This is a genomic window from Phytohabitans maris, assembly GCF_031085175.1.
Taxonomy (GTDB): domain Bacteria; phylum Actinomycetota; class Actinomycetes; order Mycobacteriales; family Micromonosporaceae; genus Phytohabitans; species Phytohabitans maris.
Genome location: NZ_JAVHUY010000062.1, coordinates 30,247 through 52,936 on the forward strand (window position 1 = coordinate 30,247; position 22,690 = coordinate 52,936).

28 protein-coding genes are annotated in these 22,690 nt (G+C 71.1%); 16 read left to right on the plus strand and 12 right to left on the minus strand.

Translation table 11 applies throughout. The features are described from left to right. Nucleotides 1-33: 33 nt before the first annotated feature. The 5 genes from RB614_RS40385 to RB614_RS40405 all read right to left on the minus strand — a co-directional run bounded on the left by RB614_RS40385 (nucleotide 34) and on the right by RB614_RS40405 (nucleotide 4,809). Nucleotides 34-810 carry a DUF2637 domain-containing protein gene (locus RB614_RS40385; protein ID WP_308718011.1) on the minus strand — a complete coding sequence of 259 codons (777 nt, stop codon included), beginning with the start codon at nucleotides 808-810 and terminating at the stop codon, nucleotides 34-36. Next, nucleotides 807-1,949: a tyrosine-type recombinase/integrase gene (locus RB614_RS40390; protein WP_308718012.1), complete on the minus strand. Its 1,143-nt coding sequence runs from the start codon at nucleotides 1,947-1,949 to the stop codon at nucleotides 807-809. Before RB614_RS40390 ends, RB614_RS40385 begins: the two co-directional genes overlap by 4 nt. A gap of 3 nt (nucleotides 1,950-1,952) precedes the next feature. Next, nucleotides 1,953-2,171, minus strand: coding sequence for a hypothetical protein (locus RB614_RS40395; RefSeq protein WP_308718013.1), 219 nt, complete (start codon nucleotides 2,169-2,171; stop codon nucleotides 1,953-1,955). Nucleotides 2,172-2,377: 206 nt separating this feature from the next. Then, nucleotides 2,378-4,144: a tyrosine-type recombinase/integrase gene (locus tag RB614_RS40400; RefSeq protein ID WP_308718014.1), complete on the minus strand. Its 1,767-nt coding sequence runs from the start codon at nucleotides 4,142-4,144 to the stop codon at nucleotides 2,378-2,380. Next, nucleotides 4,141-4,809 (minus strand): helix-turn-helix transcriptional regulator, encoded by a 669-nt coding sequence (locus tag RB614_RS40405; protein ID WP_308718015.1) that lies wholly within the window; start codon nucleotides 4,807-4,809, stop codon nucleotides 4,141-4,143. Before RB614_RS40405 ends, RB614_RS40400 begins: the two co-directional genes overlap by 4 nt. A gap of 164 nt (nucleotides 4,810-4,973) precedes the next feature. Here RB614_RS40405 and RB614_RS40410 point away from each other — a divergent pair, with 164 nt between their 5' ends. The 8 genes from RB614_RS40410 (at nucleotide 4,974) to RB614_RS40445 (ending at nucleotide 9,590) form a co-directional block, all read left to right on the plus strand. Beyond that, nucleotides 4,974-5,147 carry a helix-turn-helix transcriptional regulator gene (locus RB614_RS40410; RefSeq protein WP_308718048.1) on the plus strand — a complete coding sequence of 58 codons (174 nt, stop codon included), beginning with the start codon at nucleotides 4,974-4,976 and terminating at the stop codon, nucleotides 5,145-5,147. Beyond that, a complete protein-coding gene (locus tag RB614_RS40415) occupies nucleotides 5,144-5,431 on the plus strand; it encodes a hypothetical protein (RefSeq protein ID WP_308718016.1) in 288 nt (95 codons plus the stop codon). Before RB614_RS40410 ends, RB614_RS40415 begins: the two co-directional genes overlap by 4 nt. A gap of 101 nt (nucleotides 5,432-5,532) precedes the next feature. Further along, a complete protein-coding gene (locus RB614_RS40420) occupies nucleotides 5,533-5,955 on the plus strand; it encodes a hypothetical protein (RefSeq protein WP_308718017.1) in 423 nt (140 codons plus the stop codon). Beyond that, nucleotides 5,945-6,778 carry a bifunctional DNA primase/polymerase gene (locus RB614_RS40425; RefSeq protein WP_308718018.1) on the plus strand — a complete coding sequence of 278 codons (834 nt, stop codon included), beginning with the start codon at nucleotides 5,945-5,947 and terminating at the stop codon, nucleotides 6,776-6,778. Before RB614_RS40420 ends, RB614_RS40425 begins: the two co-directional genes overlap by 11 nt. After that, nucleotides 6,775-8,535 (plus strand): YfjI family protein, encoded by a 1,761-nt coding sequence (locus tag RB614_RS40430; protein WP_308718019.1) that lies wholly within the window; start codon nucleotides 6,775-6,777, stop codon nucleotides 8,533-8,535. The genes RB614_RS40425 and RB614_RS40430 overlap by 4 nt, the downstream gene beginning before the upstream one ends. Further along, nucleotides 8,535-8,780 (plus strand): hypothetical protein, encoded by a 246-nt coding sequence (locus tag RB614_RS40435; RefSeq protein WP_308718020.1) that lies wholly within the window; start codon nucleotides 8,535-8,537, stop codon nucleotides 8,778-8,780. Before RB614_RS40430 ends, RB614_RS40435 begins: the two co-directional genes overlap by 1 nt. Beyond that, nucleotides 8,777-9,010, plus strand: a complete 234-nt coding sequence (locus RB614_RS40440) for a hypothetical protein (protein ID WP_308718021.1) — start codon at nucleotides 8,777-8,779, stop codon at nucleotides 9,008-9,010. Before RB614_RS40435 ends, RB614_RS40440 begins: the two co-directional genes overlap by 4 nt. Nucleotides 9,011-9,113: 103 nt before the next feature. Further along, nucleotides 9,114-9,590, plus strand: coding sequence for a hypothetical protein (locus RB614_RS40445; protein WP_308718022.1), 477 nt, complete (start codon nucleotides 9,114-9,116; stop codon nucleotides 9,588-9,590). A gap of 62 nt (nucleotides 9,591-9,652) precedes the next feature. On the opposite strand, the gene RB614_RS40450 is transcribed toward RB614_RS40445, so the two are convergent. Next, nucleotides 9,653-10,378, minus strand: a complete 726-nt coding sequence (locus RB614_RS40450) for a hypothetical protein (protein ID WP_308718023.1) — start codon at nucleotides 10,376-10,378, stop codon at nucleotides 9,653-9,655. A gap of 271 nt (nucleotides 10,379-10,649) precedes the next feature. Between RB614_RS40450 and RB614_RS40455 the strand changes: the two genes are divergently transcribed. The 6 genes from RB614_RS40455 (at nucleotide 10,650) to RB614_RS40480 (ending at nucleotide 17,911) form a co-directional block, all read left to right on the plus strand. Then, entirely contained in the window at nucleotides 10,650-11,375 is a 726-nt protein-coding gene (locus RB614_RS40455; RefSeq protein WP_308718024.1) for a hypothetical protein, read from the plus strand. Between the two features lie 27 nt (nucleotides 11,376-11,402). Then, the gene (locus RB614_RS40460; RefSeq protein WP_308718025.1) at nucleotides 11,403-11,867 is read left to right on the plus strand and encodes a helix-turn-helix domain-containing protein; all 465 of its coding nucleotides are present in this window, start codon (nucleotides 11,403-11,405) and stop codon (nucleotides 11,865-11,867) included. After that, entirely contained in the window at nucleotides 11,864-12,391 is a 528-nt protein-coding gene (locus tag RB614_RS40465; RefSeq protein WP_308718026.1) for a hypothetical protein, read from the plus strand. The genes RB614_RS40460 and RB614_RS40465 overlap by 4 nt, the downstream gene beginning before the upstream one ends. Next, the gene (locus tag RB614_RS40470) at nucleotides 12,391-13,080 is read left to right on the plus strand and encodes a hypothetical protein (RefSeq protein WP_308718027.1); all 690 of its coding nucleotides are present in this window, start codon (nucleotides 12,391-12,393) and stop codon (nucleotides 13,078-13,080) included. Before RB614_RS40465 ends, RB614_RS40470 begins: the two co-directional genes overlap by 1 nt. Nucleotides 13,081-13,268: 188 nt before the next feature. Further along, nucleotides 13,269-13,565: a hypothetical protein gene (locus RB614_RS40475; protein ID WP_308718028.1), complete on the plus strand. Its 297-nt coding sequence runs from the start codon at nucleotides 13,269-13,271 to the stop codon at nucleotides 13,563-13,565. Between the two features lie 107 nt (nucleotides 13,566-13,672). Then, nucleotides 13,673-17,911: a hypothetical protein gene (locus RB614_RS40480; protein WP_308718029.1), complete on the plus strand. Its 4,239-nt coding sequence runs from the start codon at nucleotides 13,673-13,675 to the stop codon at nucleotides 17,909-17,911. Here RB614_RS40480 and RB614_RS40485 read toward each other — a convergent pair. Together RB614_RS40485 and RB614_RS40490 are read right to left on the minus strand one after the other, a co-directional pair. Continuing rightward, nucleotides 17,908-18,372 (minus strand): hypothetical protein, encoded by a 465-nt coding sequence (locus tag RB614_RS40485; RefSeq protein WP_308718030.1) that lies wholly within the window; start codon nucleotides 18,370-18,372, stop codon nucleotides 17,908-17,910. The genes RB614_RS40480 and RB614_RS40485 overlap by 4 nt on opposite strands. 305 nt (nucleotides 18,373-18,677) lie before the next feature. After that, nucleotides 18,678-19,232 (minus strand): GNAT family N-acetyltransferase, encoded by a 555-nt coding sequence (locus RB614_RS40490; protein WP_308718031.1) that lies wholly within the window; start codon nucleotides 19,230-19,232, stop codon nucleotides 18,678-18,680. A gap of 63 nt (nucleotides 19,233-19,295) precedes the next feature. Between RB614_RS40490 and RB614_RS40495 the strand changes: the two genes are divergently transcribed. Continuing rightward, nucleotides 19,296-19,583: a hypothetical protein gene (locus tag RB614_RS40495; RefSeq protein ID WP_308718032.1), complete on the plus strand. Its 288-nt coding sequence runs from the start codon at nucleotides 19,296-19,298 to the stop codon at nucleotides 19,581-19,583. Between the two features lie 60 nt (nucleotides 19,584-19,643). On the opposite strand, the gene RB614_RS40500 is transcribed toward RB614_RS40495, so the two are convergent. Further along, nucleotides 19,644-19,916 carry a hypothetical protein gene (locus RB614_RS40500; RefSeq protein ID WP_308718033.1) on the minus strand — a complete coding sequence of 91 codons (273 nt, stop codon included), beginning with the start codon at nucleotides 19,914-19,916 and terminating at the stop codon, nucleotides 19,644-19,646. Then, entirely contained in the window at nucleotides 19,904-20,161 is a 258-nt protein-coding gene (locus tag RB614_RS40505) for a hypothetical protein (RefSeq protein ID WP_308718034.1), read from the minus strand. The genes RB614_RS40500 and RB614_RS40505 overlap by 13 nt, the downstream gene beginning before the upstream one ends. 376 nt (nucleotides 20,162-20,537) lie before the next feature. Between RB614_RS40505 and cutA the strand changes: the two genes are divergently transcribed. Then, nucleotides 20,538-20,864 carry a divalent-cation tolerance protein CutA gene (gene cutA / locus RB614_RS40510; RefSeq protein WP_308718035.1) on the plus strand — a complete coding sequence of 109 codons (327 nt, stop codon included), beginning with the start codon at nucleotides 20,538-20,540 and terminating at the stop codon, nucleotides 20,862-20,864. Here the strand turns inward: cutA and RB614_RS40515 are convergent. Then, nucleotides 20,794-22,056 carry a helix-turn-helix domain-containing protein gene (locus RB614_RS40515; RefSeq protein WP_308718036.1) on the minus strand — a complete coding sequence of 421 codons (1,263 nt, stop codon included), beginning with the start codon at nucleotides 22,054-22,056 and terminating at the stop codon, nucleotides 20,794-20,796. The two genes, cutA and RB614_RS40515, sit on opposite strands and share 71 nt — an antisense overlap. An 86-nt stretch (nucleotides 22,057-22,142) precedes the next feature. Beyond that, a complete protein-coding gene (locus RB614_RS40520; RefSeq protein WP_308718037.1) occupies nucleotides 22,143-22,652 on the minus strand; it encodes a hypothetical protein in 510 nt (169 codons plus the stop codon). Between the last annotated feature and the right edge of the window lie 38 nt (nucleotides 22,653-22,690).

Sequence of the window (22,690 nt, forward strand, 5' to 3'; positions counted from 1 at the left end):
CGTCCCGCCTCGGCGACGGTGGGGCGTTCCCATCTACGCGGCGGCCGCCAGCTCGCGGGCGAGCCGGCCCGCCCGGGTAGTGGCCACCCGGTGACCGCGGGCGCGTAGCTCAGCGGCGAGCGCGTCCCGGGTCACCCTGCGGCCGGCCGCGGCCATCTCGCCGGCCACCGTCCGCGCCGCGAGTATCAGCGGGTCGCCGTGCTCGGCCTGCCGGTCGGCAGGCCCGACCTCCTCGACCTCGGGGACCTCGGGTGCCGGCTCGTCGTCCGGCTGCTCGACCTGTTCGACCTCGGGCACGGCCGGCTCGTCGACCTCCGCGCGGACATCGTCCGCATCGCTGCTCGGCGCGGGTACCGGTTCTGGAGCCTCGGGCGCAGGGGGCACTGTGGTGCCGCCTTCAGCCGATGGGGGAACCGTGGTGCCGCCTTCCTCGGCGTCCGTACGCGGCCGCCCGGACCGGGACAGCACCTCGACCGCGAGCAGCAGCGCGATCGGGGCGACGACCGCGACGAGGCGGCCACCCGCGGTCGGTCGGGCGCTGGCCAGGTTCGCGGCGAGCGAGGCGGCCACACCGAACGCGAACGCGACCCGCGCCGAGGTGCGCGGGTGCCGCCCGGCGCGCTTGTCCTCGATCATGGCGGCGGTGGCCACGAGCATCAGGCCGTCGATGCTGAACGGCAGCGCGTACGCGACGGCCAGGTCCTCGCCGTGCTCGCGGGCCACGTCGACGATGTGCCGGAAGCTCGCGAACCCCGCGATCAACGCGACGAGCACGGCGCTGGCCCGGGCGGTGACCTTCGCCCCGGTCATGCCGCACCCCCGGCGCGGCGGGCGCGGCGGGTGGCCTGCCGGGCGCGGTCGAACCGGTCGCTGCCGGCGTGCAGGTACCGCTGCACTGAGCGCAGGCTCTCGTGGCCCATCAGCGCGGCGATCTCGTGTGCCGGCACGCCCTGCTCGGCCAACCGGGTGCCGTACGTGTGGCGCAGGTCGTGCGCGGTCGGCCACGGGTGCTCGAGTCCGGCGCCCGGCATCGGCAGCCGCGCGGCGCGGCCGCGCTTGGCCTCGAGGGCGGGCGTGCCGGTCAGCGCCCGGCGCCAGATCCGCTCACGCCAGTTCGGGTAGTGCAGAACCTGCCCGCCCCCGGCGGTGAACAGCAGCCCGCCCGGCGCGGTCGCGAGCGCGTGCGCACGCAGCCGCGGCCACAGCTCGTCGTCGACCGGCACGTCCCGCACCCCGGCCGGCGTCTTCGGGTACGGCCGGATCGTGCCGTCGCGCTCGACGACCGGGCCTACCTGGATCAGTGCCCGGCGCATCACGACGTGCTCGCGGTCGATCGCGGCGGCTTCCTCCCACCGCAGCCCGCAGTACACCAGCACCTCGACGAACAGCCGCGCGGCGGGCAGGCCGGGGTGGTGCCGGTCCAGCGCGGAGAGCAGCTGCTCATCCTCGCCGGGTTCGAGTACCCGGTCCAGGTGCGTCGCCCGCGGGGGCACGCTCACCCCACGGGCCGCGTTCAGCCGCAACACCTTGGCGTCGACGGCCAGGTCCAGCAGCGCGCGCAGCACCCCGACCGCACCCTCGATCGTCGCCCCGCCAACCCCAGCGCGCTGCATCTTGACCACCCACGCGGACACGTCCGGGCGCAGGATCGACCCGATCCGCACCTCGGCCCAATGCGGGGCGACGTGGCAGCGCCAGTGCGACGCGTCTCGCCGGCGAGAGGCCAGCTCCAGCCGCCGCGACTCCTGGCACCGGTCCCACCACTCGCCGACCGTGACCGACCCGGCGCGCGGGTCGATCCAGTCACCGTGCCGGATGTCGGCCTCAAGGTCAGCCGCCCACCCGGCGATGATGCTCTTCAGGTCGTGCGTACGGGTCACCCGCTTGCCGTTGGGCAGGTACACCGTCGCCGCCCACTTCTTCGACGGCAGTTGCCGAATCCACGCCACAGCTCACGCACCCGCCAGCGCGCGGCCGCGCAGCTCGGCGGCCGCCAGCCGCACCGTCTCATCCGACAGCGCGTCGACCAGCCGCCCGGACAGGCCGGCGTCGACCAGCTCGCCGGCGAGGTCGTCGACCGGCACGCCGGCGATGAGCTCCGCGTCGGCCGCCATCACGAGCTCGCCGAGCTCGGCCAGCATCACCCGGGCACGGCCAGCGTGCACCGGCACCATGAGCCACATCGGGCGGGTGAAAGTTGGCGCCCCAGACGCCGTAGGGTCGGACATAGCCCCTCCTCGTTAGGGGTCAGGCCCGGGATCACGGTGTTGGCGCACCGCCCGGGCCGCTTTAGTTGATCGATCTTCCGTCGTCCACTTTGGACGCTGGTGTAGCGGAGCATGTAGCGTATTCAGTTCGTCCGCAGAAGTACGCTAGCTTACGCGGACGTCCGTTGACAAGGGTATCCATACGATGGCGAACGCCGGCGGACGCTACGCCCAGACCTACGGATCAGAAGGTTAGGGGTTCGAGTCCCTTCGGGCGCGCCACGGTTTAGCAGGGCGTTCTCTCCATCGGAGGGAGCGCCCTTCATCATTTCCGGGCCATCGGGGACCAAGCGGAGACCAGCAGGATCGGGCAACCTTCCAACGACCGCCCGCGGCACGATCCCCACGACCGCCTCGGCGGCCTCCTTGGCGACCTCCACGAACACCGACGTGTACGTGTCGTCGGTGATCTTCCGGCTGCTGTGGCCGAGCATCTCCGAGATCACCTTGGTATCGATGCCCGCGGCCTTCGCCAACGTGGCGGCGCCGTGGCGGAGGTCGTGCAGTCGGATCGGTGGCAGGCCCGCCTCCTCGACCAGCGAGTTGAACATGTCGGTCACGGACGCCGGGTGGAGCTCACTGCCGTCCTCGCGGGTGAAGACGCGGCCGGAGTCGATCCAGGCGCTTCCCCAGCGGAGACGGTCCTCAAGTTGTTGGCGCCGGTGTGCACGGATCACCTGCACGGTGCCGGCGTCGAGCGCCACGTCGCGGTTGCCCGCCTCGGACTTGGGCTCCCCCTCCTCGACCTCCCAGCCGACCGTGACGAGCTGCTCGGCGATGGTCGCGATGCCCTCGTCGAGATCAAGGTCGATCCAGCGCAGGCCGCACGACTCACCGCGGCGCAGGCCGCGGAACGTGATCAGGTGGAACATCGCGTACAGGCGGTGGCCGCTTACGAAGTCGAGGAAGCGGCCGGTCTGCGCGGGCGTCCACACCATGACCTTGGACGGCCGCTCCTTCTCGCGCAGCGCCTCGATCTCGGCCGCGAGGCGCCGGGCCTCCGTCCAGTCGCAACGGTCGAGCGCGCCCGTACGGTCGGTCTCCAGCGCCGCGATCTGCGTCCGGATCTCCTGCCAGCGGGCGACCCGTTCCTTCGTCCACACGAGGGCCTTCGGCTTCTTCGCGGACTCCATCTTGATCAACTTGCCGCCGGCGACGTTGACCTCGACCAGGCCCTCCGCGCGGGCGTCGTTCAGCGCCGAACGCAAGCATGCCCGGATCCGCTGCTTAGTCGCAGGCCCGGCGATCTTTCGGTACCGCAGGGCGGCGCGCTGCTCCGCCGTGCCGTCCTTCCGCACCTGGCGGATACGCTCGTTCTCCGCGTCGATCTCGTCGAACATCGCGGAGATGTGCGCCGCTCGCAGCTTCTCGATCGGAATGCGGCCGAGGTGCGGCACCAGGTAGACGCGGATGTGCGTCTCGTAGCCCCTGCGGGTGGTGCTGCGGATGTCCTTCTTTCCCGCGAGCCACGTCGTCAGGAAGTCGCCAACGAGCACGTCCGTGCTCACGGAGAGGCCGGTCTTCACGCGGCGCCGGATCACGTCGGCGGATGGCAGCGGCGCGCCAGCCTTCAGCGCGCGGTCGACCAGCGCCATGATCTCGCCGCGCTCCTTCTCACCCAGGCGGCCGGCCTCCGGGATGGCAAGCAGTGCGGCGACCGCAGTGCCTTCCTTGGCGGCCTCGTCCTGCGTCTTGCGGTTGCCGCGCTTTGGGCGGTTGCGTTTCTGGCCTCGCTCGACTGGGATGTCGACCATCCAAGACCAGTAGCCGTGGCGCGGGTTGTACGAGCCGTCCGCCCGGCGCAGCTTCGGGCACTTGGCGCCGAGCTCCTTGCCATCGGCCCGGCACCGGCACCGCTTGAAGGTGGAAACGTTCATGGTCGAGTTCCTCCGTCGATACCGCTGCTGCCACCAGCGGGCTTCTGTCTGCGCCGTCGGGCGGCGGTGCGCAGTTCTGCGATCCGCTCCCGGGTAAGGCGCTCATACCGGCGGTCGTCAACGTGCTGCAGGTCGTTCGGCAGTTCGGGCGGGATCAGGCCATGTCTGCGGATCTCGGCGCGTGTGGTGCGCAGCTTCTGCATCGCGTCCTCAGTCCGACGGCGCAGCTCCGAATCTTCTAGGGCGTCGTCTTCCGCCAGCATGTCGTGGAGCGCCACGGTGTAGTGCTCCGCTTGTTCGGTGTGCTGGGCATACAGGGTGATCGGCGCCGCGCCAGCGGGATCGTCGCCGTAGAAGACCCAGCGTGCGCCTGTCCAGGTCGACACCACGAGGCCGGGCAGGAACTCCGTTTCCTGTGAGAGACCAACGGGGAAGATCAGGAGCACCGGCGGGACCTCGAAGACCTCTGCGAGGGTCAGCAGCTCCTGTACGGTCACCGATGCGCGCCTGGCAGCCTCGACGTTGGCGATGATCGATCGATCCCAGTCTAGGCCCAGCCTCTGGCAGCGTTCGGCGAGTTGTGGCTGGGTCCAGCCCCGCGTGGTTCGGTACCGCTTCACACTCTGCGCGAAGTGGCGCGTCGGGGTCAGGACTTCGTCGGTCATGCTTCCTCCGGCCGGCGACGTGTTGTGAGAGCACGCTCCGCCAGATTGTTGCACGTGTCCACGGCCAATGCCATGATGTCCACAGTCATCCACGGTCGCGATCAGTAGATCACGATCATGGTCCGTGCTTTAAGGACACGATCATGGTGATGAAGGAACGACTGATGACTTCAGTCGAGGTCGCTGAGCACCTACGGGTGCCGCTGGAGACGCTGTACGCCTGGCGAGCCCGAGGAACCGCGCCGCGAGGTGTGCGAGTCGGTAGGCATACCCACTACCGGCCCGAAGATGTCGAGGCCTGGATTGAGGCCCGTGCTGACGCCGAGGCGGCGGCGTGAGTGGCAATCGGGCCGAGCCGGGCAAACGTTGGACCGCCGAGGCGGTGAGGGAACTCGGGCTCCGGATGGACGCCCGGACCTATTTCTCCGTGATCGGCGTCAGCGACAGGACCGGCTACGAGCTGATCCGCCAGGGCCGTACTCCGACTACCCCGCTGAGGCTCGGCAATAAGTGGGTGTTCGCCACGCAGCCGGTGCTGGAGTGGCTCGGCGTCGTCGACGAGCCCTCCCATCCGACGCGCACGCCGCTGGCGGCGGTTCCCGATCCGCCGGAGGCAGCTTGATGTTCGCTCGCGGCGATCCCCAGACGCACAGCGGCCCGGGAGTCCCCACTCCCGGGCCCGCTACCGATAACCCGCCCTCACCAAAGGATTCAGGTCTAGCCGTGACTCTACAGCCGCAGCCTGACGGTGGTACTCCACCGGCCAGACGACCCGGCGACGGTGACCAGCATGTTGAGCACGAGCAGCTCGACCTCGTCGACCTGCTCGATGAGGATCCGCCCTCCCTCAAGGAGCGGTTCTGGGCCTTCCACGAGGCGAACCCGCTGGTCTACCAGGTGCTGGTCAGGCTGGCGCGCGAGTGGGTGGTGAGGACGGGGCGGCGCAAGATCGGCATCGCCGCGCTGTTCGAGCGCGCCCGCTGGGAGATCGCCTTGCAGACCACGGAGACGCCGCGCTGGAACAACTCGTATCGCGCGGCGTACGCGCGGCTGATCCTGAAGCAGGAGGCCGACCTCGCCGACCTGTTCGACTTGCGGAGGTCGGCTGCGGACGAGTGGCTGAGCGAGGTTGACGATGCTGCCTAGCCTGCCCGCGCCCGCGCTCTCGCTCGTCGCCGCCGGCCGGCGGGTCTTCCCATGCGCGCCTGGGGCGAAGGTGCCGCTGTACGCCAACCCGCACTCGCGTGGAAGCGAGGAGCGCGACACGTGCCGCGGTGAGTGCGGGGCGTGGGGACACGGCGTGCTCGACGCCACCACCGACCCGGAAGTCATCGCCGTCTGGTGGACGCGCACACCGGCCGCCAACATCGGCGTTGCCTGCGGGAGGCCTGGCGGTCCGGATGTCCTCGACGTCGACGTGAAGGACGGCCAGCCGGGGGTGGCCAGTCTCGCGAAGCTCCGCGACGCCGGGTACGTCTCGGGCGCCGAGGCGACGGTACGCACGCCGAGCGGCGGGCTTCACGTTTGGTTCGCCGGGACGGATCAGGGCAACGGGCGCATCCCACGGCACGGCGTCGACTTCCGATCGACAGGCGGCTACGTCGTGGCGCCTCCGTCCGTCGTCAACGGCAACCCGTACGAGCTGATCGCCTTCAGGGAGCCGACCGGCGTCACGTTGAACTTCGCCGCGGTCCGGGAGTTCCTGGCGCCACCCCGGCCGGTACGACTCCTCCCAGCCACCGCGAGCGCCACCTTCGACGGGCTGATCCGGCACATCGCCGAGCAGGGGGCGTCCTCGCACAACAGGAACGAGGCGCTGCACTGGGCCGCGTCCAGGGCGGCCGAGCAGGGCGCTGGTGAGGCCGTGTTCGCGGCACTCGCGGCCGCAGCTGTTTCCAACGGGCTGTCGCTGGCCGAGGCGGAACGCACCGTCCACTCCGCACGACGGCGCACAGGGGCGAATCTGTGACCAACGACCTGACGCCCGGCAGCCTCGACCACGTGTGGGAGGAACCGCTCCCCCTGGGCTGGCGCACCGACCTGCCACCCTTCCCGGGGCTCCCCGGCCTTCCCGGCGAGTACACCGAGGCCCTGGCAACTGCCACGCAGACGCCCCTCGACCTTCCGGGCAGTGTGGCGCTGGGCGTGCTCTGCGCGTGCATCGGTGGCCGGGTCCGGGTCCGGGCGCGGGCCGGCTGGGTTGAGCCAACCAATGCGTGGATCGTGCCCGTCCTGCTTCCTGGCGCCCGCAAAAGCCCAGTCGTAGAGGCGTGCACCTCGTCGCTGATGGACGCCGAGGACGTGCTCCGCGAGTCCATCGCGGACAAGCGCCGCAACGACCTGGTGGAGAAGGAAGCCGGCGAGAAGCGTGCCCAGCAGCTCCTGGCCGTCGCCGCGAAGAAAGGCGACCGGGACGCACTCGATGCGGCGCAGGAGGCCGCGAAGAAGGCCGAAGAGATCCAGATTCCCGTCTGGCCGCAGCTCACGATCGACGACTCGACGCCCGAGGCGCTCGTATCGGTCCTCGCCGAGCAGGGCGGGCGAGTGGCGGCGATCTCCGCCGAGGCAGGCGTGTTCGAGGCGCTGACCGGTCGGTACGCGAAGAAGGCGAACCTCGACGCGGTGCTGAAGGCGCACGCCGGGGACACCATCCGGGTGACGCGCCAGCTCCGGGAGCCGCAGCTCGTACGCCGGCCGGCGCTGACGTTGGTCGCTTCCATCCAGCCGTATGCGCTGCGGGAGATGGTGGATCGGGCCGACTTCGCCGGCCGTGGCCTGCTCGCCCGGTGTCTCTGGGCGCTCCCAACAGACAACGTCGGGTGGCGAGAGATCGGCGCGCCTCCGGTGCCCGACGAACTCGCCGAACAGTGGGGCGACCTGGTCCGCCGCCTGGCGATCGCGATGGCGACCGCAACGGCGCCCGTGGTCGTCTCCTTGTCGGGAGAGGCCGTCGCCGCGCACATCGCGTACGAGCGTCGGATCGAGGCAATGCTGCGGCCCAACGGGCCGATGGGCGCACCGCTGATGCGCGGCTGGGGTTCCAAGCTCGCCGGTGCGACGCTGCGGATCGCTGGCGCGATCCACGCTGCGACGGCAAAGGACATCGCAGCGCCGATCTCCGGCGAGACGATGGCTGCGGCCGTCAATCTCGCAGAGTACTACCGGGCGCACGCAGCGGTCGCGCTGCGGCCAGGCGAGGATGCGGAGACCACCAACGCCCGATCGCTGATCGAGTGGTTAATCACGCACTCCGAGGCAGGCCGGTTCCGGTCACGAGACATCCAGCGTGGCGGACCCTCGCAGCTTCGGCAGAAGGCTGCGCTGGCGCCGGTCCTGGCCAGGCTCCTCGACCTGGGCTGGATCCGACCGGCTACGACGGTGGACAGCCGCGCAGATACATATGAGCTCCACCCGGAGGCGCAGAAGCATCTGGATGCCTGCGACACCGGCGACAGTTGCGACAGTGACGAAGAAACCGCAGGTCAAGGCCTGTTCGACGGGCCTACGACAGTGTCGCGACAGCTTGCGACACCTGCGACAGATCAGCCGAGTGTCGCTAACCGTCGCAGCAACCTGCGACACGCCCGAAAGCGATCGAACCTGCCTCTGACCAGCGAAGACACGGTGACTGTCGCAGCAGTCGCGGGTGTCGCGACGGAATGCCCCGTATGCAGCTGGCCATTCGGCTCGACCGGCCACGAGATCAACTGTGGAGGCGTCGGATAGTGGCACGCCGCAAGAAGACGAAGCTGAAGGCCCGCCGCCCCGACACGGCGGCGGTGGACGCCGGCGCGGTTGACGCAACCGGTGGAGACAGCACGACGTGCCCGGACTGCGGCTGGCTCGCCAGCAACGTGCGCGATGACGGCGCGGTGGTGTGGCTGATCTGCCGCCGCTGCCAGGCCGTCCGCGAGTACGAGCCGCCCGACGACGACGGCTGGCGACGCGTGGAGCGGCGGTGGACGCCATGAGCCGCGAGTCGGCCGCGAGCAAGGCCGCTCGCTACCTCGCCGAGGGCCGGCTTGTCGTGCTCCGCGTCGTGCCAGGCGAGGTCGACGCCACCTGCCGCGGCGACGGGGCGGTGTACCAGGTGACCTACCGGCGCGGCCTGTGGCACTGCACCTGCGACGCGCGTGGACGCTGCAGCCACAAGCTCGCGCTCGGCTTGGTCGTCGCGCCCAGCACGGAGCGATACCGATGAGCGCCCGGTTCCCGCCTGGTCTCCGCAACGCCGTGACCAGCACAGCAGCTAGTCCGCATCGGATCGGCAATCCGAAGGCGCTACCCAGCCGAAGGGAGTCGTGATGGACGTCGACGCCGAACTCGCCGCCGCGATCGAGCGATACAACCGCGTCCGTATCGCCGAGGTGGAGACCGAGTCCGGCCTGCGCTGGCTCGGTGAGCAGGCACCGATCTATCGCCTCGGCACGGTCGCGGTCCGCGGCCTCCTCCTCGGCCGCGACGGCCGGTACTGGGGCGATGTCGGCCTGGTCGTTGAGTCCGGCTGGCCGCCTGGTGACCTCCGCGACTGGTGCTGGGAGCAGTTCACGTTCGGCGACGTCACCACGTACGAGACGCTGCTCATGTCGCCGGCCCGCGGCCGGGTCAACGCGCTGTTCGTCGCCCTCGACGACATCGCCGCCGTACTCGACCTGGAGCCGCCGCAGCGATCGACCGACGGCTGGGCGCGCGGCTGGGGCTGCCAGCCCGACATCTCCGACGACCTCGAGCGAGGGCTGATCGCTCACGGCGCCGGCGTCATCGCAGGGAGACTCTGGTGAGCAGCTTTCCTGGGGCCGCCGGCAGGATCCTCGACGTCGATGCGATGGCCCCCTGCGACGGCCTACTCGTAGTCCTCCAACGTGAAGATGAGGGGCGCATCGTCGTCGACCCCGGCCAGGTTCCGCTCCGGCTGGCTGCGCCCGTCGCGGCTCCATCGGCGACCGTGCACGTCCGTGAAGCTCACGACCGCCCTCGACCCGTTGAGGACTCGAACCCTCTCCGTCGCTTGCAGCACCCAGTCCTGCGGCCACGGTTCTCCCGGGCCGAGGACGTCGGCACGTTCAACCAGGTACCGGTATCCCGAGGGCGTGTGGAGGTGCAGCCTGACGTCCAGGATTGGGGCGGTGCCGTAGTTGGCCATGTGCACACGAACCACGTAGACGGAACGCTCGTCGTGGACTTCGTCGCCGCCACGGAAGTTGCCGACCACTACGGCCCGCGCTTGGGCGGCCTCGGCGTCACGGCGCTCCTCGGCGAGCAGTTCGCGGTCCCGGCGACCTTGCTCGCGTTCCTCCGCCGCGTCGGCGCGCGCGAGGCGCGCCTCGCGCATCTCGTGTACCAGCAGACCGGCAGTGAAGACGGCCGCGAGCAGCCCGGCCACCACGCCCACGACGCTGCCCCAGCCCTGCATCCAATCGGTGATCTTTGGTGGCTCAGTACCCTGCGGCGGCTGGTAGTCGACCGCAGCGAAGGCGAGCGCGGTTCCTGCGACGGCCAACGCCAGGACCGACACGGACACCGCTGCCACCGCCGGCCACCGCGAGGGCCTCGGCTCGTCTGTCGTCACCTACAGATTCTCGCCGGTCCGCTACTCGGCGGCCGGCAACAGGTCCTCGTCCGCATGCCGCGGCTGCGGTGCAACACCCGAGGGCTCGAGATTCTGGCGGCCGTGGGCAACCCCGCTGGGGTGTCCCTCCGCAGGACCGCCCAACCAGGCGGGCTGGTACGTGTAACCGTGGCCATGAGAAACCGTGGTTGGCTGGGACGAACTGTCCCGTTCTTCGGCGCGTCCATAGGTCCCCGTCTTGGGGTCGGTTCTGTGAGGTGCGGAGGCTGCCGTGGCTGAGAATCGGCGGCCGGTGCGTGTGCCAGATGGTCATTACGCCGTTCCGGATCCCGACGACCCGGCCCGGCTGACGTTGTGGTCGGTGTGTGCCGGCGTGGCGCGCGACTACCCCGAGACGGCTCGGTGGCGTCCGACGCCGCCCCCGATCGAGGGCCCGTCGAAGGATGCGCGTCAGGCGATCCGGCAGGACTGGTACGACCGGGTCTACTTTCCCTGGCGTGCTGCGGTGGCGGTGGCGATCGAGCGGGATCCGGAGGGTGCAGCGGCCGCGTTCGTGGCCGCGCAGGGGTACGTGCCTGTCCCGGTCCGTCCGGCAAGGAGGCGGTCGGCTCAGCCAGCGTGGGCGAAGCGGATGCGGGCGGGGCCTACGGCGGCGCAGCGGCGGCGTGAGGAGCTCGGTCTGCTGGCGCTGGCGTTGCGGGGTGCGGGGCGGTCGGTGCGGGAGACGGCGGACCTGTTGGGCGAGCCCAGGTCGACGATCCAGCGGTTGTCGGCCGACTGCGCGGGGTTCGAGGCCGCTGACGTGGCGACGCGCGCGGTCACGTTGTTGCGGATCGATCAGCTGGAGCAGCAGCTGCTGGTGGCGCGGGTGACGGCGTCTGGTGAGTTGGCGGCGGAGCTTGACCGGCAGTTGGGTCAGGTGGCCGAGATGCGGGCCGCGTTGAGGGCGTTGATCGTGCCGCCGCGGGGGCGGGACGGAGGCATTGGTGGCCGCTGAGGTTCACATTTCTCGTGGGTTCACGTTATGGCGTCGGACTGGCTGTCGGGCGGGGTCGCGGTGACCGGCGGATCCGAGCGGCCGTTGCTGGCCGCCCCCGTCAGCGGGGTCGCGGCTTTCGTGATCGCTCGCGTGCTGGATGCGGCGATGCCTGGCCGGATGGTGACGTTGCACCGGCTGGTGGAGCTTGGCCGGCTGCGGCCCGAGCAGCTCGGCGAGGTTCGGCGGGCGTGGGCGGCGATCGACGCGGCGGGGCGGGAGTGGGATACAGCCCGGCGTATGTCCGCTGGCGGACATGCGGACGTCGATTCTGCGGACGTGGCGGCAGGCTCGGATCAGGACGAGGTGAACACCGAGACCGCGGCGGCCCTGCTCGGCATGAGTACGCGCCAGGTACGCCGGCTCTGCGCCGACGGCGGGTTGAACGCTCGATACGTCGGGCGGTCGTGGTTGGTGGACCGGGCGTCCGTCGATTTGAGGAGGGGCACGTGAGCCAGTCGGTGCAGCTGCGGCTGTACGAGCACTACTGCGACCGATTCGAGGAAGGTGGCATGGACGCTGGCCGTGCCCGGGCGGCCGCCCTGATCGCTGTGAATCGGCACGGCATCGTGCTGACGGAGGCCGACGTCCGGGCCGCCGAGCAGCACGTCGCCGGGAACGCGGTCCAGGCGCAGCTGGCCGAGGCGTACGCCGCGCACGGTATGCCGGCGACGGCCGCGAGGTTGGCCGCGTCGGGCCGCCCGGGGGCGACAGGCGAGACACCGCCCCGCGAGGCGGTGGCGGTGTCGGCAACCAGGACGACTGAAACAGCGCGGCGGCTGGTCGAGGTGACCGGCCAGGTCGAACAGATCGCCCGGCAGGCGCTGCGGAAGCCACCCGCGGAGGCGCGGCAGTACGCACTTCAGATGCGGGACTCCGCCCGGCTGCGCGGCGGAGACAGGAACGCCGTGGACTTCCTGACTCACTTCGTGGAAGCCATGCGGACACGTGGTCTCGCTCAGGGGGTGACGCGCTGATGGAGCCGATCACACTGGTGCGCCGGCCGGCACCGGAGCCACCAAAGCCACCGTCGTTGGAGTCCACTCTGGAGCTCCTCGCGAGCGCGGAGGCTGCGGTCAGCCAGTCGGCGGCGATGGCGGAGTCGAAGACGCACGAGGCGGAGAGGCTGGCGCTCCAGCTCGCCGAGGCGCAGGCCCTCGCGGCGGAGGACGCGCTGGCGAACCCGGAGGCCATCGGCCAGATCACGCAGCAGCTCCGGCAGTTGCAGGCTGAGCAGGATCTCGCACACCAGGCGGCCGAGTTGGCCATGGTCAAGGTGGATGACGCCCGCCGCGGTGTGGTGGCGGCGAAGGTGGAGGCGATTCGGGCTCGGGGCCGCCGCCTGCGCGAGGTCGCCGAGATTCGGCGGGCCCGGACCGCGGAGCTGCTGGCCGGGGTCCAGGCGTTCGAGGGCTGCCTGTACGCGCCCGCGGTGACCTGGACGGGCGGCGGAGAGCACCGGGCGGTGTCGATCTCGCAGAAGATCGAGAATCGTGCCGGCTGGCTCGATCGGGAGGCCCGGGATCTTGAGCAGAAGCTGCAGCGGGCGGAGAGTGCCCAGCAGCTGGCGAAGCTCGCCTCGAAGGGCATGCCGGAGGAGACCGACGCCGAACGAATCGCGCTGGCCAGCGTCGCTGCCGAGGCTCCAGACGCCTTGGACGGCTAGTCCAAAGAGGTGGCGTGAACGGCACTGGCGGGGAACGATTTCGGCGCCCCTGGCAGACCGAAGGCGGCGAGTGGGGCCCTCCTCCACGAAGACCCGCCTGCGCCCCCTGGTGTTGGGTGGTGGTGCGTCCCGGCGGCCGGGCCGCCACCCAACACCAAGTTGATCTCTTTAGGAGCGAGGTGAGCGCGATGCGACGGCCTAGTGATCGAATGTTCATGATCATCAACGGTGAGCCGATCTTGAGCGTGGACGGGTTGAGCTTGCTGATCGACGTGCCGGTCGCCGAGATCAAGGCGGAGGCGGCGCGTCAAGGCATCGATGTGCAGGTAATGGTGCTTCCGGCGGCCTGGGAGCGGCAGGGCCGGCGAATCGCGGTCCGGCTCGCCGTACGGGGTATCGGGCGGGGCGACATCCCTGCCGCGTTGGACTTCCTCGCCGCGGAGCGGGCGCGGCGGGACGGCTCGACGGTGGCCCGGGCCGGGTAGAGCCGGCTGGCGGCGCCATCCCGTCCCCGGCGCCGCCAGCCTTACCGCCGTTGAGGGGACGGCAAAGACCGTGATCACCGTGGGGACGGGAGATCGGGGAACGCCGGATGGTCCGCCGTCGCGTTGCTGTCGAGTTCACGGCGGAGATGCGCGCGTTCCTGCGCCGCATGAGGGACGGCGAGCGGGCCACCGGCGACCTTAACCAGTCCACGCAGGACGCGCGGGAAGAGGTCCGCAAGTTCGGGCAGGAGTCGGACAAGGCTGCCCGGCAGGTCGCCGACTCGGCGCGCCGGTCGGCGCACGAATGGCGGTCGGCGGCCGGGCGGATGCGGTCCGCCCGCCGCGACTTCGAAGCCGCCGGGGCCGAGGCCGGGCGGGCGACCGGCGACAAGTTCGTGTCCGAGTCGCAGCGCACGATGCGCGACGCCCGGGGCCGGCTCGTCGCCGCCGGCCACGCCGCCGGCCGGGCGATCGGCGACGGTCTCGACCGGGCGGTCCTGGCCCGGCTCCGCGACGTGCGAGCCCGGCTCGCCGCCCTCCGGGCTGAAGGAATCGGCCCGATCCACACCCCCACCATCGGCGGTGGCGGCGGGGACGGCGGCGGGGGTCCGATTGGTGACGCCGCCGGCGCGATCGCCGAGCTCGCCGACGAGGTGCTCGAAGTCGGCGAACGGGCCCGCACGATCACCGCCGCCACCCGCGCCGCGACACGGCAGATCGAGGCTGCGAACCGGATCGCCCTGAACCGGATCGGGCAGCCGTACTACACCGACTCCGGCCGCTACGCACCCCATGCGGAGGCCCGCGCGGCCGGGCTCATGGGCGACGCCGCCGACTCGGTACGCCGCCTGCGGGACGAAACCCAGCGCGCCCGGACCGAGGTCGCCGAGCTGGCGGCAGCGTCCAACCAGGCCGCTACCGAGGTAGCCCGCTCGGCGGAACGGGCAGCCGGGTACTGGCGGGACGCCGCCGGCCGGCTCCGCGACACGCGCGGCAAGTTCGCGAAGGCCGGCGCCGACGCCGGCCAGGCCCTCGCCGACGGGTTCGAGCGAGAGGCCGGCAGCCGGCTCCGCGCGGCCGCCGGGCGCGGGTTTGGGGCCGGGGACGCGGTCCGGGCGGCACTGCGGCGTGCCGGGAACATCGACGTGTCCGGGCCGCTGTCCGCGCGCTCCATGGCGATCCTCGCCGCCGGTGGTGTCGCCGCGGTCGCCGCCCTGCAGGGTGTGCCGCCGGTGCTGGCCGCGATCGGCGGCGGCCTCGGCTCCATCCCCTCCCTGGCCGCCGGCGCCACCGGCTCCATCCTCACCTTGGTCGCATCGCTGTCCGGCGTGGGCGACTCGATTGGCGAGATCTTCGACCCACCCGCCGGCGGCGGAAGCGGCGGCATCGATCGGACCGCCGCAGCGACCAGGCAGTTGGAGTCGGCCGAACGCGGGCTGGCCAGGGCGCAGCGCGACAGCCGGCTGGCCCAGCACGAGGTCAACCGGGCCCGGCAGCAGGCCACCCGCGAAATCCGGGACATGGGTATCGCGTTGGGCCGGGTCGCGTTGGACGAACGCGACGCCGCCCTGTCCGTGCGCGAGGCCGCCGAGGAGTTGGCCCGGCTGCAACGCGACCGCGCCCTCGACCCGACCGGCGTGTCCGAACTGGAGCTCGAACGCGCTCAGTTGGCGTACGACCAGGCCATCCAGTCGCAGATCGAGGTCGCCGCCCGCGCCCAGGACGCCCGCGAGGATCAGGCCGCCGCCGCCCGGGCGGGAGTGGAAGGGTCAGAGCAGGTGCAGGCCGCTCTGCGCCGGCAAGCGGACGCCGCTGACCAGGTCCTCGACGCAACGAACGCCGTGATCGACGCGCAGGAGGCCCTCGCCCAGGCGGGTGCCGGCGCCGGTGGCGGCGGCGCAGCAACCGCCTACAGCAAGCTGTCCCGGGAGGGCAAGCAGTTCGTCGACTCCATCCGGGCGCAGAAGGACGCGATCTTCGACCTGAAGAACCTCGGCCAGGACACGATCCTGGACGGCCTGGACCGCGAGTTCACGCAGACGTTCGAGCACACCCTGCCGTTCGCGCGCAAACAGGTCGTCCGGTTCGGCGACACCTGGAACGACACCTTCAAGGCGCTGTTCCGGCTCGGCCGGGATGATGAGTTCCTCGCCGGCCTCGACGTTGCCTTCGGTGCCACCGACCGGTTCTTCGACAAGGTCAACACCCGCATCCCGACCACCGGTCGCGCGTTCGCGAAACTGTTCACCGGTTCCGAGGTTTTCGTCGACCGGTTCGGCGACAGCCTCCTGTCCTATGTGGACGACTTCAACGAGTGGATCGACGAAGCGTCCTCATCCGGGCGGCTGGAAGAGATCTTCGAAGGGGCCGCCGAGCAGGCCGACGCCCTCCTCGACATCGGCAAGGAGATCATCCGCCTCGTCGCGCGGATCTCCGGGCAGGGCATCGACTCGCCACTGCTGCGTGACGCCGCCGACGGCCTCAAACGCTTCAACGACGAAGCCCGCCGCGCCGAGGACCTCGACGGGATCATCGCCACCGGCAACGCCGCGATCCGCGGCCTCGTCGACGTGCTCCTCATCCTCGGCGACACCGCCTCCGACGTGCTCGCCGACCCGGCCACCCGCGACGCCGTCGAGATCTTCTTCGACGTACTCACCCTCGGCGCCGGCGTCGTCCACGACCTCGTCGGCCTGTTCCAACTGCTGCCCGGCCCTATCCAGTCCACCGTGCTGGCCGGCGCCGCCCTCGCGCTCGTCGGCGGCCGCCTGTTCCGGGTCTTCGAACGGGTCGAGGGCGTCGCCGGCCGGGTCAACAACCGGATCGGGCAAATGGGGCCGCTCGGCGCGCAGGCCGCGGTCGGCCTCGAACGTGCCGGCCGTGGCGCCCGCGTCGCCGGTGCGGCGCTACTCACCGCGCAGGTCGCCTCGGCCGCGTTGGGCGAGGACCTGCGGGCCCAGGTCGGCCCGCTTTCGCGGAACCTCGAAGAGTTCGCCCGCGGCGGCCAGGTCGGAGGGGAAGCGGCCCGCCTCTTCGGTGACGACCTAGGCAAGCTGGATCAGGCACTCAAGGACATCGCCGACACCGGCGCGTGGTCCAGTTTCGTGCGCGGGACGACCGGCATGGTGGAGTCGCTGACCGGGTTGGGTAACGCGTACGACCTGAGCCTTCTCCACAGTCGTGAGCGGCTCGAGGCCCTCGACGCGGCGTTGGCTCAGATGGTCAACTCCGGCAACGCTACCGGCGCCCAGGCGGCGTTCAACAAGCTCGCCGCCTCGGCCGCCGAGCAGGGCATCAGCGTCCGGGAGCTCAACAGCGTGCTACCGACCTACGCGAACGCGATCGAGGAGGCCGGCGGCGCCAACGCGATCGCTGCCGAGCAGATCGACGCGTTCGCCGAGGCGCAGCGGACCGCGCAGGACGCCACCACTGATTGGCTGGACGCCGAGCTCGGTGTGGAGGAGGCGCTCGCCCGCGCCTCCGACACGATCTCCGAGAACGGCGAGGCATGGAACCTCAACACGGAGGAGGGCCGCGAGAACCGGCGCGCCCTGATGGACGCGGCCTCGGCCGCGAACGACGCGGTGACCGCGAAGCTGCGCGAGACCGGCAGTGTCGAGCAGGCCAACGTGGTCTACCGGGAGAACTACAACCGGATCTACAACCTGGCCCGGCAGGCCGGCGCGACGAAGGACGAGGCGAAGAAGCTCGCCGACCAGCTGCTGAAGACCCCCGACGTGAACGTCGCATTCGAGACACCTGGCCTGGCCACCGCGGTCCGGCTGGCCGAGGAGTACAACGAGATGCTCAACCGCATCCGCCGCAACGTGAAAGCAGGCGGGTTTGGTGTCAACGGCAACTACCTCGGGATCGGCGGTAACCGGTGGGGCGGCGTCTACGAACACGCCCAGGTCGGGCTGCTACGCGAGGCGCGCATATACTCAGCGGTCAACCCAGCCCGATACGCCTTCGCCGAGCCCGGAACGGGCGGGGAAGCGTTCATCCCGCGCAACGGCGACCGGGAGCGGTCCGTGTCGATCGGCCGGCACGCGATGAACTGGTACGGCTTCGACGTAGTGCCGAAGCCGGCGGTCACGGCTACCGGTGGGACCCGGCCGGCATCCGTCAACTACGGCCAGCTGGCCAGCTACGTGCGGGGCACGTCCGCCGCCGCCCCTGCGATCGACTACGACCAGCTGGGCGCCGCAGTGGCACGCCACCAGCGGGGCGACCTCGCTGCCGTCGCAAGCGCGGTCGGGTCCAGCGAGACCGTCGTCCAGGTCGACGGGGTGGAACTCGCCCGGGCCGCCCGAGCTGGACAGCGAGATCTCGACCGCCGCGCCTAGCCGTTCCCCAGCGAGATCGAGATGGGCGACGCGGCGTCCCGCTCGGCGTACTTGACCGCGCCGCGGCGCGCGACCTCGACCCCGTAGAAGCCCAGTCCAGCCGGCACGCCAGGAACGCCAAACCCGAACCTGCACACGCCTACGGATGAGACGACGCCGGGGCCCAGCTCGCCGACGGCCACGATGTCACCGTTTGCGCCGGTGACGGTTATCTGCGCCCCGTAACGGATGTCGCTGTAGCCACCTCGGCCGTCGCAACTACCGTCACCGACGGCCGAGTCCACGTCCTTGAGGAGCAGGTCGCCGGTGATCGCGAACGTGGTCGGCGTGGTGGGCGCCGAGGAGCCGCTTGGACTGTCGTCGGGAGAGGTGCCGGACTCGTCAGCGGAGCAAGCCGCTGCGGCCAGGGCAACAGCGCCAACGACAGCGAGACGCAGAGCGCGCCCAATGGGGAGAGCCACCGCGGCACCGTAGCCGCATGCCATCGCTGGCCGCTGTCAGGCAGGTGACGGAACGGGGTCGCCCGGTCGGGCGATTTCGTATCGCCTGCGTGATGGCGCTTCGGTCCGGGGGTCTAAGGAGTATGACCGAGCCAGACCACAAAACGCTGCGCAGACGACCGGCGAGACGGAGTCTGCTCGGGGTAGGCCCTTGCGTGTCACGCGTATTTGGTCGCCCAGCGGACGATCGGGCGGCCTGGTGTGCCGGGCGTGGCGGGTGGACGACCCGGACGACGTCGGCACGGCCGTCGGCGAGGACTGGTGGGCTACCGCGAGGTTCCGGCTCCGGGCCCGCAGGCCGCCGGCGGCGTGAGCGGGAGCACCAGCAGATCCATCGCCGGCCCCCACGACAGTTTCGACCGGCCGACCTGCTGCCAGCCCGCCCGAGCGTAGATGCTGCGGGCGGCCGCGCGCGGATCAGAGGCCAATGTCGCCCACCGCTCCGGCCGGTCGGCGAGCAGCATCGCCATCAGCGTCCGGCCGACGCCCTCCCTACGGTGGCTGGGTCGGACCATCCACTCCATCACCGCGAACTTCGGTACGTCCCGCACCTCGGCGGCCGGGGCGGCGTCGGTGTTCTGCCACCAGCGGCCCGCCGGCATCGTCCAGCCGTACGCCGCTCCCACCAACTGCTCATCCACCGTGGCGGCCACCGTCGCAAAACTCTCGGTGGCGAGCTCGGCGGGAAACGTGTCGGCGAACCTGGCGACCTGCTCGGGGCCCTCTTCGTACGGCGGCTCGGCGTAGACGACGGCGTACAAGGCGACGATCTGGTCGACGAGCGGGCGGGCGCCGGCCGCGTCGAGAACGAGGTACTCCACGGGCGGGAGCCTAGACGGGCCGGGCCTGCGATCGGCCGCTGGCGGAGGTCGCCGGACGGCCCGATGAGCGGCGAGCCGCTCTACACGCTGCGCGAGGTCGCTGCGATCACCGGGTTCAGCCTCAATTCGATTGAGCTGGACTGCCGAGAAGGCCGAGTCCGATATACCAAACGTGGCGGCCGGGAGCGCGTCCACAAGCGTATGACTGCGGAGCAGGTGGAGGAGCTTCGCCGGTTCCGGGTAAAGGAGCCCGAGCCGCAGCCGCTCAGTGACATCGAGGCCGTGATCGCCGCGACCCGTGCTGTACAGCGGCGCTCTCCCCGCCGGTCTCGTACAGGACGCGACAGCTAGTTGCCGCCCCTCAAGCGGGCATGCATGCCCTGATCTCTTGGTACTCGCGCAGGTGACCGATCACAACAGAGGTGACGGATGCCCTTCCCGGTAGACGGCGACAGGGGCGCCAGGCGAGGTGCGCGTCCGGTTGACCTCGATGTCCAGCTGGCGCCAAAGCCGCTGCACTTCGGCCAGCGCCGTGAGCACCCGGGCGTGCAGCGCCTCGGCCTGGTCGGTGTCGCCGCGGCCGTACGCCTCGCCCTGCTCATAGCTGGCCTTCGCCACGTCGAGGACCGCGTCGAGCAGTGGGATACCGGTGCGGGACGGCGGATCCGCGGTCACCGTGTCCACGACAGCCGCTCCGCGTCCAGTGGCAGCGGCCGGGTCCAGACGATGAACCGGCGGTACAGGTCGCGGGCGGTGGCCTCGGGCATGTCCCCGGCGGCGTGGCCGAGCTGGACGGCCATGTACACGCCCAGGGCTACCGGGTCGGCGGCATGCTCGGCGGTCAGCGCCTCCCGTGCGGGCGGGCACGGCCAGTCGCCGCCGCACGTGTCGCATGCCCACGTCGGCCGGATGGGCTGGTGTCCGGTCACCGGGGCCTCGCCGGGCTGGGGGTGCGCCCCGCCAAGCTGGGGGGTTTGGCGGGGCGCACCGGTTGCGGCCGGCGGTGGGCGACGAGAGCCGCGGCCGCGGCGGAGGAGGGCGCTGCGGACGCTGTGCCGTACGGGTCGGCGAACCAGCGGATCGCGCCGTCCTGCGCCACGTCGCCCCCTCCGATTCCGGCGGCGTGACACCCCGTGCGGGATGCCTCGCCGGTCTGGGAGCGGGTGCGGCGGCTCACGGGAGGTGTATGCCATCGCACCCGCACTCCCCGTAGCGTCACCGCCGACAGCGGCGAGGTCGAGTAGGAGAGCGTCCGGGATCTGTCCGCCGGTGTCCGCGGACAGGCTGGCCGCTAGCCTCAGGCGCGTGACGGACTACCTGGTGGTGGCGACGGCCACCGAGACGAGAGAGCAGGCGGTGACGCTGGCCGGGTCGGCGGTAGCCGCGCGGCTGGCTGGGAACGCGCAGGTGATCGGGCCCGTGGTGTCGGTGTTCTGGCACCTGGGCGAGCAGGGCACCGGCGAGGAGTACCAGCTGCTGCTCTACACGACCGCTGACCGGTACCCGGACCTTGAAGCGCGCCTACTGCGGGAGCATCCGTGGGACAACCCGCAGGTGACCGCTACGCCGATCGTGGCGGGGGCGGCGGGGTGTCTGGAGTGGCTGCGGAAGTCAACCGCCGACCCGTCCTAGCCCACTCGACCGCGCGGGCCCGCAGGTCGACCACGCAGGGCAGGGAGCCGTAGGGGTCGAGGCGGCCGAGGAACCCGTCGATCCGCTGCCCTGGCCGGATGGAGCCGACGCCGGCGGACAGCTCCACGGCGCGGCCGGCGGTCTCGCACGCCTGCTCGACCTCGTGCGCGTCGAGGTACGCGTCGGCCAGCCACGACAGATACAGCGCCTTGTCGCGGGCGTGGGTGTCGTCGTACGCGGCGAGGACCTGCTCCAACACCGTGATCGCGCGCAGCGGCCGGCGCAGTACTGTCCAACACCTGCCGGTCATGATCTCCACTTCGGACCGGTCCACCCAATACACCCAGTCCGGCTCGGGCCGGTCGTCGTGCTCGGTGAGCGCGGTCGCCCCCAACGCAAGGTGCCGCTCCGCGTCGGCAGCCTGCCCCATGACGGCGTGCGCCCAGGCGCGGCGGCAGTGCAGCAGCGCCCGCACCCCCGGCGTCACGCCCGGGCCAGCGGTCTCCACCGCAGCCACCGCCTCGTCGACGCCGGGCTGGCCCAGACCAAGCCGCAGGTACGCGATGAACGCCCATGCGTTGCCGGCGAGGGCCGGGTCGGCGGCGTCCTGGGCGGCGGCCAGAGACGTGCGGTAGAGCCGGTCTGCGTCGCCGTGTAGGCCGGCGTCGAACGCGGCCCAGCCGGCCAGCTGCGCCTGCTCGGCGAGCACCGCTAGGAGGCCGAGGCCGGTCGCCTCTGTGTACGACCCGTCGCGGATCAACGTTTTGGTGGACTCCACCTCGGCGGCGTACAGCCGGTAGGTGTCGGCGCCGCCGAGGTAGTCGTCGAGGCGTCGGAGCCGGGCAGCACGAGTGACGAGCTGGGCGGGCAGGTCGGCGCCGACTCGACGGCCGAACGCAAGCCGCTGGTGCGGCAGCGCGGCGGCGATACCAGCGGCAGCAACGAAGGTGCGGCGCCGCACGCCGCCGGTGTCCACAGAGACCATTCGCGCGAGCTCACCGCCCGCGTCGAGGACGACGTCGAGGGCCTGCGCGGTCTCGACCGTGGGTGTCTTGACGCCAGTCTCCAGTTCGTGCAGGTAGGTCTTGGAGTGGTGGACGCGGCGGCCCAGTTCGCGCAACGACAGACCGCGCTCGTCGCGCAGACGCCGGAGCGTCGGCGGAAAGCGCGGGTCCGAGATCGACCGGGCCATGTGCTGCTCCCTGCTAGCGGACAGGGGTGGCGGCGCCGGCCGCTAGACACGGCGCCTGCCAGGTTCACCGTAGCGGATGGCCCGGATCAGATCGCTTGATCGAGGTATATCTGGCGTATGCGGGCGGCGATGCCGTTCAGCGCCTCTCGATAGGCATCGATGGCAGTGAGCATGGCGGCCTTAGCCCGATCGGGCGTGGTCTTCGTCATCGACTCCACGTCGGACAGCAACTCGTACGCCTGGTTTACCTTCGCCCGCAGTTCGTCGTCCAGGGCCAGGTTCATCGACCCCAGCACGTCCCGCCCCGTCTCGTGCGCCTCTTGGCTGATGTCCTCGGGCAGCAGGTGGCTGGCATAGACGCTGGACGTCTTCGCGACCATCGAATCGTGATGGTGCATGCGTCCGACTGCCCGGGCGTACCGCATCAGCGCCTCGTTCAGCCGGAGCAGGTGCTCGAGCTCGAAGGTTTCACGCCGCTCCTGTCGACGGTAGGCCCGGTCGGTCTCCAGCGCCTGCCGCGCCGCCTGATGCTGCCGCCGATCAGTCCCCCACTGGCTGAAGTACGTGAGTAGGCCGCCGATGATCAGCGTGATCACGGGGAGGACGCTGTTCCACATAGGCGATCACGCTACGT

What these genes read in the sequence shown, in the direction of transcription:
- RB614_RS40385 (WP_308718011.1), bottom strand. Translation starts at nt 810, where the DNA reads ATGACCGGGGCGAAGGTCACCGCCCGGGCCAGCGCCGTGCTCGTCGCG.
- RB614_RS40400 (WP_308718014.1), bottom strand. Translation starts at nt 4,144, where the DNA reads ATGAACGTTTCCACCTTCAAGCGGTGCCGGTGCCGGGCCGATGGCAAG.
- RB614_RS40405 (WP_308718015.1), bottom strand. Translation starts at nt 4,809, where the DNA reads ATGACCGACGAAGTCCTGACCCCGACGCGCCACTTCGCGCAGAGTGTG.
- RB614_RS40410 (WP_308718048.1), top strand. Translation starts at nt 4,974, where the DNA reads ATGACTTCAGTCGAGGTCGCTGAGCACCTACGGGTGCCGCTGGAGACG.
- RB614_RS40425 (WP_308718018.1), top strand. Translation starts at nt 5,945, where the DNA reads ATGCTGCCTAGCCTGCCCGCGCCCGCGCTCTCGCTCGTCGCCGCCGGC.
- RB614_RS40440 (WP_308718021.1), top strand. Translation starts at nt 8,777, where the DNA reads ATGAGCCGCGAGTCGGCCGCGAGCAAGGCCGCTCGCTACCTCGCCGAG.
- RB614_RS40445 (WP_308718022.1), top strand. Translation starts at nt 9,114, where the DNA reads ATGGACGTCGACGCCGAACTCGCCGCCGCGATCGAGCGATACAACCGC.
- RB614_RS40460 (WP_308718025.1), top strand. Translation starts at nt 11,403, where the DNA reads ATGGCGTCGGACTGGCTGTCGGGCGGGGTCGCGGTGACCGGCGGATCC.
- RB614_RS40470 (WP_308718027.1), top strand. Translation starts at nt 12,391, where the DNA reads ATGGAGCCGATCACACTGGTGCGCCGGCCGGCACCGGAGCCACCAAAG.
- RB614_RS40475 (WP_308718028.1), top strand. Translation starts at nt 13,269, where the DNA reads ATGCGACGGCCTAGTGATCGAATGTTCATGATCATCAACGGTGAGCCG.
- RB614_RS40480 (WP_308718029.1), top strand. Translation starts at nt 13,673, where the DNA reads ATGGTCCGCCGTCGCGTTGCTGTCGAGTTCACGGCGGAGATGCGCGCG.
- RB614_RS40495 (WP_308718032.1), top strand. Translation starts at nt 19,296, where the DNA reads ATGAGCGGCGAGCCGCTCTACACGCTGCGCGAGGTCGCTGCGATCACC.
- RB614_RS40515 (WP_308718036.1), bottom strand. Translation starts at nt 22,056, where the DNA reads ATGGCCCGGTCGATCTCGGACCCGCGCTTTCCGCCGACGCTCCGGCGT.